The organism is Butyrivibrio sp. INlla18, assembly GCF_900103635.1.
In the GTDB taxonomy this organism is placed as follows: domain Bacteria; phylum Bacillota; class Clostridia; order Lachnospirales; family Lachnospiraceae; genus Butyrivibrio.
The window spans coordinates 1-1657 of the sequence record NZ_FMXK01000031.1 but is presented as its reverse complement, the minus strand read 5'-3'; the positions used below and the strand labels follow the sequence as shown (position 1 = coordinate 1657).

Here is a 1657-nt window from a genome sequence, read left to right as displayed (position 1 = left end):
GCAAGCTGATATGTAATGACCTCCTGTCAAGTAAAAAATGACAGGAATCACTACAAATGTATTTAATTGTTTCTGAAGGCATCTTGAAAGAGCCTCGGAGTATCAGTTCCCGGCATTGGCCACTCTGATATACGTGGATTGGTTACCAACAGGTCAATGGTCCGCCGTGAGCTCTACCGTCTAGCGGCGTGGATCACAGATTTCTCTGTGCCGACATAGCTTGCTCGTAGATAGCTCGAACCTTGAAATGGCCGAAGCCCTTTCAAGATGTCTTCAGTTGTTACTTATTATTGGCCAGATGTAAATGGCGTAAGCCATCTTACATCTGCTTGATTACGCACTATAACAGCGCGTTGAAGATGTCAAGGCTGCGAAGCACCGCCTTCGGCGGCTTGGCCTTGATATCGGAAGCGTGATGTTATACCCAATTATGCTATATTGTCTGTCATCATTCCCCATATGAAGCACGCGAGTTCTCTTGCTATTGCAGTTTTTGCTACATTGTGTGTCTTACTTTTTCCCAAGATCATTTTATAGTACTTACGTCTCAATCTTTCATTTGCCTTGTCTGCGTAAGCTATGACTTGAGGTAAGTTACCGCTTTGACGGGCTTTTATGGCCTTTGATTTATGACCAATTCGCCCTTTTCCATATGATTGGGACGATTCTGTAAGCAACTGTCTAACATGTCTATTACCAGCCTTAGTAATTCCAAGTCGTGCTTTATCATCACCGCTGGAATCTTCTCCAGGAACGAGCCCAAGATATGCAGCAAATTGTTTTGCTGAGGCAAAGCGTTTGAAATCTCCTACTTCAACCAATACAGATAATGCTGTATGAGTTTGAACTCCAATGAAACAGCAGAGCTTTTTAACAGACTCTCGGTATTCATCTTTAGAAGCGATTTCCTCTATTCTTTTATCCAAGCGTTCAAGCTTATCACTTAAGGTTGTATATGTCAGCAGATATTCATCTAAAATCTCTTTATATAGAGCCTCAGGCTTTAATGATTTTAACCAGTTTAGATGTGCTGCTGTCCAGTGACTTTTTCCTTCAAAACGATAATTGTGACGTAGACAAAATGAAAGAATTTGTTGCTTCACTTTTTTAAGTGCAAGCTTATGGTCATCTCTCATTCGAAGAAATTCTTTTGTTTCTTCATCTGTAGAAGTTGGGATATGAACGGGACTGTAATTATGCTGAGCAAGACATTTGCCAATAAGCTCAGCATCGCGTTTATCAGTTTTGATTCTTTTACCACTACGAGGTTCAAGCATGGTGGTAGGAGCAAGTATCACGCATTTAACGTTACGTTCTGTTAACTGATGATATAAAGTATAGCCAAGACATCCGGCTTCATAACCACATATAAAGTTTGAATCGTTCCCGTAGATGGTTCTGAGGAATTCTAGATACTTTAGGATTTCTTTGTAATCAGCTGGTGTACGCCTTGTGTGAGATGCTTTCTCCGTTTCGATTAAATAATCACAAAGAGTAAAACTGTCTTTGTGTACATCCATTCCTACGTAAACTGTGATATTATTCATTTAGTGACCTCCCTTTGTATGCGGTAATTCCCGTTACTATTGACTTGACATCTTTAGTATATAGGTAAATCCACGATGCTACAAAGAGGAGGTCATTACATATTGTCTAG

Annotated in this window: 1 protein-coding gene; it reads right to left on the bottom strand. The window is 40.3% G+C overall.

Annotation, left to right across the window (positions count from 1 at the left end; genetic code table 11):
• Positions 1-428 precede the first annotated feature (428 nt).
• Positions 429-1547, bottom strand: coding sequence for an IS110 family RNA-guided transposase (locus BLS24_RS15085; protein ID WP_091761074.1), 1119 nt, complete (start codon positions 1545-1547; stop codon positions 429-431).
• Positions 1548-1657 lie beyond the last annotated feature (110 nt).

Bases quoted from the DNA above. Each gene is read 5' to 3' on its own strand.
- BLS24_RS15085 (WP_091761074.1), bottom strand. From the start codon at position 1,547: ATGAATAATATCACAGTTTACGTAGGAATGGATGTACACAAAGACAGT.